At 59.9% G+C, this 6,506-nt stretch carries 5 protein-coding genes; 3 read left to right on the top strand and 2 right to left on the bottom strand.

The window, feature by feature from the left end; translation table 11 throughout:
- Positions 1-191: 191 nt before the first annotated feature.
- A complete protein-coding gene (gene recA / locus ABX749_RS17070) occupies positions 192-1,313 on the bottom strand; it encodes a recombinase RecA (protein ID WP_145221470.1) in 1,122 nt (373 codons plus the stop codon).
- Between the two features lie 509 nt (positions 1,314-1,822).
- On the opposite strand from recA, the gene ABX749_RS17065 reads away from it, so the two are divergent.
- Positions 1,823-3,784 (top strand): ATP-dependent DNA helicase, encoded by a 1,962-nt coding sequence (locus ABX749_RS17065; RefSeq protein WP_372897027.1) that lies wholly within the window; start codon positions 1,823-1,825, stop codon positions 3,782-3,784.
- 67 nt (positions 3,785-3,851) lie between these two features.
- On the opposite strand, the gene rpsT is transcribed toward ABX749_RS17065, so the two are convergent.
- A complete protein-coding gene (gene rpsT, locus ABX749_RS17060) occupies positions 3,852-4,115 on the bottom strand; it encodes a 30S ribosomal protein S20 (RefSeq protein WP_372897026.1) in 264 nt (87 codons plus the stop codon).
- A gap of 247 nt (positions 4,116-4,362) precedes the next feature.
- Between rpsT and cobA the strand changes: the two genes are divergently transcribed.
- Both cobA and ABX749_RS17050 read left to right on the top strand, forming a co-directional pair.
- A complete protein-coding gene (cobA, locus tag ABX749_RS17055; protein ID WP_372897025.1) occupies positions 4,363-5,856 on the top strand; it encodes a uroporphyrinogen-III C-methyltransferase in 1,494 nt (497 codons plus the stop codon).
- Positions 5,853-6,170: a carboxymuconolactone decarboxylase family protein gene (locus ABX749_RS17050; RefSeq protein WP_372897024.1), complete on the top strand. Its 318-nt coding sequence runs from the start codon at positions 5,853-5,855 to the stop codon at positions 6,168-6,170. Before cobA ends, ABX749_RS17050 begins: the two co-directional genes overlap by 4 nt.
- Positions 6,171-6,506: the final 336 nt, after the last annotated feature.

Below are 6,506 nucleotides of genomic sequence, written 5' to 3'. Positions count from 1 at the left end.
GCTGCGCTCGACCCTCCCGCACACGGGAGGGTTACTTCTCAACTTGATGCGTATGGGTTGACTTCGACCGAGGGGCCGTCAGGCACAGCCTGACCTACGCGTCGACGTCGCAACACGATTGATCCGACACCGATTTGACGCTCTGGAAGCCTCTCCCACGGGGATTGCAACCGAATCACAAGATTCGAGCGCTACGAATTGGCGACTTCTTCGCCGGCTTCGACGTCCAGTTCAGAGGCGTCGTCGATCATCGGTGCTTCGTCCACCGGCGGACCGAATCCGCCAGCTTGCATCACCTTCTGCTTGATCTCCTCCGCCACGTCGGTGTTCTCGATCAAGAAGTTGCGTGCCTTCTCCTTGCCTTGACCCAGGTACGTTTCACCGTACTTGAACCAAGCACCGCTGCGGTTGACGACCTTGTGGGTCGTTCCCAGATCCAACAAGTCGCCTTCGTAGCTGATGCCGTTGTTGTGCATCATGTCGAATTCAGCGATACGGAACGGAGGTGCGACCTTGTTCTTGACGATCTTGGCTTTGACCCGCTGGCCGACTTGCTCTTCGCCGTCTTTCAGTGCACCGATGCGACGGACGTCGATCCGGCAGGAACTGTAGAACTTCAGCGCCCGTCCGCCCGGCGTCGTCTCGGGGCTGCCGAACATCACGCCGACCTTTTCCCGAATCTGGTTGATGAAGATCACCGCGCACTTGCTCTTGGCAATCGCACCGGTCAGCTTTCGCATCGCTTGACTCATCAATCGAGCCTGCAAACCGACGTGACTGTCACCGATCTCCCCCTCCAGTTCTTTCTTGGGAACCAAGGCCGCGACCGAGTCGATCACGATGGTGTCGACCGCGTTGCTTTTGACCAGCATTTCGCAAATCTGCATCGCTTCTTCGCCGCTGCCCGGCTGGCTGACCAACAGCGTGTCCAATTCGACACCCAGCTTCTTCGCCCAACTCGGGTCAAACGCGTGCTCGGCGTCGATGATCGCCGCGATCCCGCCTTGCTTTTGCGCCTCGGCACACACATGCAGTGCCAACGTCGTCTTACCACTGGATTCCGGACCGAAAATTTCGATGATCCGGCCCCGTGGAATCCCCTGTCCGCCGAGTGCCATGTCCAGCGACAAACTGCCCGTCGGAATGCCTTCGATGTCCAAATGCGTCGACGCACCGAGCGGCATGATCGATCCTTCGCCGAACGATTTTTCGATCTGCTGCAGGGTCGTCGCCAAGCCCGGCTCGCGCTCCAAAACGGCTTTCAAATTCGGATCCACCTTGGGACCCTTTGCAGCTGCTTTCTTCTTTGCCATGTTTAATTCCTTCTGATTCCAGAGTGGAAAAGTCCGACGAGTGGAAAAGCCCACACGCCACTCCGCTCGACCGGACCCCCCGGAGCGGTTCGCGACGCCACCAGAAACTTAACCGCGGGCGCCGCCTGTCACAACCAAACCGACGTGGAAAACCCGTCGGTGACATCTGATTTATCGCCGCCGCAAAGACACCTCTGGTCATTCGCATCGGTCCGCCGAAATCTTCCGCGGATCGATTCAGTGTACGCCCCCGCACAGAACCCCCTGTCCGCTCAGTTTGCTAGCAAACGGGGGTCCGGGTGGCCGTGCGGTGGGCCGGGTACCAGTGCGGTTGGATCGACTCGGTGATTGGATCTCGATGCGGACGAGTTCCGCTCTCTGATCTTCGCCCGTATGTTAGTTGGGTAAAGTCACCCGACCCCTTGCCCCACTCACGTGCCCCTCGATTGACCGAAGACGAACTGACTGTCGATGCGATTCTCGGCGCCCAGGGGCGTATCGCGGCCCGGATGCCGAACTACGAGCCCCGTGAGCAGCAGTTGCAGATGGCCAACGCCGTCGCCAAGGCACTTCAAACGGGTCAGCACTTGGTGGCCGAGGCGGGAACGGGCACCGGAAAGAGCTTTGCCTACCTGGTGCCGGCCGTGTTGCACGCGACCGGCGAGCCGATCATCAAGACCTCCGACGAAAAAACGCGCCGCCCCCGCGTCTTGATTTCGACACACACGATCAGTCTGCAAGAGCAACTGATTGCCAAAGACGTCCCCTTGCTCAATAGCGTCATCCCGCGAGAGTTTTCCAGTGTGCTGGTCAAGGGGCGGAGCAACTATCTGTCCAAGCGACGGCTGGAACGCACGCTGGGCAAAATGACTTCGCTGCTGGGGTCGGACATCCAGTACCAACAACTTCGCCACACCCAGAAATGGGCGGCCGAATCGAGCGACGGCAGTCTGGCATCGATGCCCTTTAAACCCGATCGCGAAGTCTGGGATGAGATCGTCAGTGACACCGGCAATTGTCTGCGAAAGAAGTGCGACCACTTCAAAGACTGTTTCTATTTTCGGGCCCGTCGCCGAGCCACCAACGCGCAGTTGTTGATCGTCAATCACGCGTTGTTCTTCAGTGACCTGGCCCTCCGCAACGAAGGCGTGGCGTTGTTGCCCGACTACGACGCGGTGATTTTGGACGAATGCCACACCGCCGAAGCCGTCGCGGGCGAACACCTGGGGCTGCGGTTGACCAGCGGGCAATTCACGTTCCTGTTTGATCGGCTGTACAACGACCGCAAACAGAAAGGATTGTTGGTCGAGAAAGACCTGCGCGGGCTGCAACAAGAAGTCGACCGGTTGCGTTTTGCCCACAGCACGTTCTTTGCCGACATCCTGGATTGGAAACGCGATCACGCGCCCGGCAACGGTCGCGTCGCCGCACCCGACGTGGTCAGCAACTCACTTTCCAAGCCGATGAAGGAGCTGGCGTTGAAACTGTTGACCCAGGCTCAGGGACAGAAAGAAGAGTCGGATCGAATGGATTTCGAATCCTCGCACGACCGTCTGATGTTGCTCAGTTCTTCGTTGGACCGTTGGCTGAAACAGGAAGACGAGGACACCGTTTTCTGGGTCGAAGCCACCCCGACCCGGAGCGGCATGGACCGGGTGCAGCTCTCATCGTCACCGATCGACGTGGGCTCGGCATTGCGCGAGTGTCTGTTCCAAAGCAAGATGATCCGCAGCGTCGTGATGACCAGCGCGACGATCGCATCGGGCAACGACGACAAGTTCAAATTCTTTCGCTCCCGCGTTGGGCTCACCGGTGGAATGTCGGTCCGCGTCGGCAGCCCCTTTGATTATTCCAAACAATCACAGGTCGTCGTCGTCCGCGATCTGCCCGATCCGTCCAAAGAGCGAGACGCGTTTGAGCGTGCGTTGCCGGACCAGATCAAACGGTTCGTGGAACATTCCGGCGGCCGAGCGTTCGTGTTGTTCACCAGCTACGGGTTGCTCAAGCAATGCGCCAGCCGGTTGAGCAGTTGGTTGGCGTCGAAGAATCTGTCGCTGTACACGCAAGGCGGCGATCAAAGTCGATCGCAGATGGTCGACGCGTTCAAGAAGAGCCCCGGCGTGCTGTTCGGCACCGATAGTTTCTGGCAGGGCGTGGATGTTCCTGGTGATGCGTTGACCAACGTGATCATCACCAAATTGCCGTTTGCTGTTCCCGACCATCCGTTGCTCGAAGCCCGGCTCGATGCGATTCGAAAAAGCGGCGGCAATCCCTTCACGGACTATCAGTTGCCCGAAGCCGCGATCAAATTCCGCCAGGGCGTCGGTCGCTTGATCCGCACCCGATCCGATCGCGGCATGGTGGTCGTGCTCGACCCCCGCGTTTGCACCAAGCGCTACGGCAAGCTGTTCCTCGAATCGTTGCCCGAACAACCGGTGCACTTCGTCTCCAAAGTGCCCCGAAAGCGCTAGTGGCGTACGCTTCCAGCTTGCGACCCCTGCGACGCCAGTCGCAGCCCTGGCTGTGCCTGGCCGATCGCTACGCGACCGACTTGACCAGCTTGCTCAGCCGGCTCTTGCTGCGAGCGGCTGCGTTCTTGTGAATCAAGTTTTTCGCAGCGGCTTGATCGAGTCGCTTGGTGGCGATGCGAAACTCCGATTGAGCCGTTTCGCTGTCGCCGGCGGCGACGGCTTCGCGGACGCGGCGAAGTTGCGTGCGCATCCGGCTGCGGAGGGTACGATTGTGTTGGCGTCGCTTGTCGTTTTGACGGAGCCGTTTCTTGGCACTCGCTGTGTTTGGCATTTCGTTACGTAATGGTTGCCGGAAAATGTTCGTAGCAGGGGACGATCGGCCGAGAGTCCAGTTCGTACTTCTTGGCTGACAGTTGGCGCACTCGCCGCCCATGGGCTTGATTTCGCCCAATTTGAGGGCCGCGTAGTATGGCGATGCTTGGTCTTGCTGTCCAGAGTCAACTTGGAACTCTGTTTTGTCGCCCGATCATGGCGGTCCAGGACTACGAAAAACCCGCCCATTACGCTCAATTATCCCCATGAAACCAATTGTTTATCTGATCGGTGCCGGTCCGGGGGACCCCGAACTGCTGACCCTCCGGGGGGCTCGCTGTCTGCGGGGGGCCGACGTCGTGCTCTACGATGGCTTGAGCAACGCCGAAATTTTGGCCCTGGCGCCTGCCGCCGAGCACATTTGCGTAGGAAAACACGGGCAAACGCGGATTTGGCGGCAAGACGAGATCATCCAGGAAATGCTTCGCCACGCGGCCTTGGGAAAGTCCGTCGCTCGGCTCAAAGGCGGCGATCCGGCCGTGTTTGCCCGCACCTCCGAAGAGGTCGACGCCTTGAATCAGGCCGGGATCCCCTTCGAAATCGTCCCCGGTATCACCGCCGCCCTGGCCGCCGGATCCTACGCCGGCATCCCGATCACCGACCGAAAACTGGCCTCCGCCGTCGCTTTGGTCACCGGTCACGAACAACCCGGAAAGAGCGAATCGGCGTTGGATTGGGACGCCTTGGCCCGATTTCCCGGCACCTTGGTGATCTACATGGGCGTGACGACGGCGAAGGTCTGGACCGACGCGTTGATCAACGCCGGCAAAGACCCCGCGACCCCGACCGCCCTCGTCCGACGCTGCAGTTTGCCCGATCAAACCACGCTCCACTGCCGGCTCGATGAAGTCGCCCAGCGGCTCACCCCCGCGAGCAACTTTCGCCCGCCGGTGATTGCGATCATCGGTGCCGTCACGACGCTGGCCGATTCGATGCGATGGGTCCAGCATCGGCCGCTTCACGGTCAAACCATTCTGGTCACCCGGCCGGCCGATCAAGCCGACGTGCTGGCCGACGCGATCCGTGACTTGGGCGGCTATCCCCTGATCGCCCCCGCGATCGCCGTCAAACCGATCGACGACTTTACCGCGCTGGACCGATCGATTGAAAACCTCGACGACACCGACCAACTGATCTTTTGCAGTGCCAACGGCGTGGAACATTACTTTCGCCGCCTGCACGAATTGCGATACGACTCCCGTCGGCTGGCCGGCATCTCCGTCGCCGCGATCGGCAAAAAGACTCAGCTGAAATTGTTGGAACAGGGCATCCGCACCGATATCCTACCGGAAGACTATCGCGCCACGTCCTTGGTGGACGAGTTGCAATCCTCGGCGGCGGGTCAATCGATCACGATCATCCGCGCCAGCCGTGGAAGCGACGAACTGCCGAGCAAACTGAAAAACGCCGGGGCCGAGGTGCACGAAGTCGTCGCCTATCAAAATGTCGACGTCGACTCCGCCGATCCGTCGATCATCGAGGCGATGGACGATGGAAAGATCGATTGGGTCACCGTCACCAGCAGCGCGACGGCAATCAACCTGTCTCGTTTATACGGCGACCGGTTGAAACACGTCCGACTCGCCGCGATCTCGCCCGTCACAGCCGCCGCCTTGGAAGAACGGGGGCTGACCGTTCACGCCGTCGCGAATCCCTTTACCATCGAAGCCCTCCTCCACGAGATCGTTCAACAATCATGATTCCGAAACCCTACAAGAAAATGCACTCGGACTATCCCGACCTGATGCAATCCTACGAGGCATTCGGGAAGGCCGCCAAAGAAGCCGGTCCGCTGTCGGCCCGCGAAGTCGCACTGGTCAAGCTGGCGATCTCGTTGGGCGCCGGACTGGAAGGTGCCGCCCACTCGCACTGCCGCAAAGCACTCGAAGCCGGTTGCACGCCCGATGACCTGCGGCACGTCGCCGTCGTCTCCGCCCCGACGATCGGATTCCCCACCATGATGCGAGCCAAGTCCTGGGTCGAAGACGTGATCGACAAGCAAGACGCGTCGTAGCATTGTGCGTCTGATGTCAAACAGTCACCCTCCCGTGTCGTCGCAAACTCCTCCGCGACCCTTCTCCCCCACAAATCGACAAGCAAGCTTGTTCACGATTTGCGGGGGAGAAGGGTGCCATATCCGTCAGAAATTAAATCGACATCCCAAAGGGAAGGTGACTTCAGTTCAATGACGAACCGAGAACTTAACTTGATGCGAGTGGGGTCGAGCGCAGCGAGGGGAGGATATCCGCTGCCCCACATCCACCGACGTCCTTCGCTTCTCGCTTATGCCCAGTCCTGACCCCAAACTGCTCGGCGTCGTCCTTTGCGGCGGGGCCTCCAAACGCATGGG

Source organism: Stieleria sp., from assembly GCF_041595215.1.
GTDB lineage: Bacteria > Planctomycetota > Planctomycetia > Pirellulales > Pirellulaceae > Stieleria > Stieleria magnilauensis.
This window is presented reverse-complemented; position numbering and strand designations above follow the sequence as displayed.

What these genes read in the sequence shown, in the direction of transcription:
- recA (WP_145221470.1), bottom strand. Translation starts at nt 1,313, where the DNA reads ATGGCAAAGAAGAAAGCAGCTGCAAAGGGTCCCAAGGTGGATCCGAAT.
- ABX749_RS17065 (WP_372897027.1), top strand. Translation starts at nt 1,823, where the DNA reads ATGCCGAACTACGAGCCCCGTGAGCAGCAGTTGCAGATGGCCAACGCC.
- rpsT (WP_372897026.1), bottom strand. Translation starts at nt 4,115, where the DNA reads ATGCCAAACACAGCGAGTGCCAAGAAACGGCTCCGTCAAAACGACAAG.
- cobA (WP_372897025.1), top strand. Translation starts at nt 4,363, where the DNA reads ATGAAACCAATTGTTTATCTGATCGGTGCCGGTCCGGGGGACCCCGAA.
- ABX749_RS17050 (WP_372897024.1), top strand. Translation starts at nt 5,853, where the DNA reads ATGATTCCGAAACCCTACAAGAAAATGCACTCGGACTATCCCGACCTG.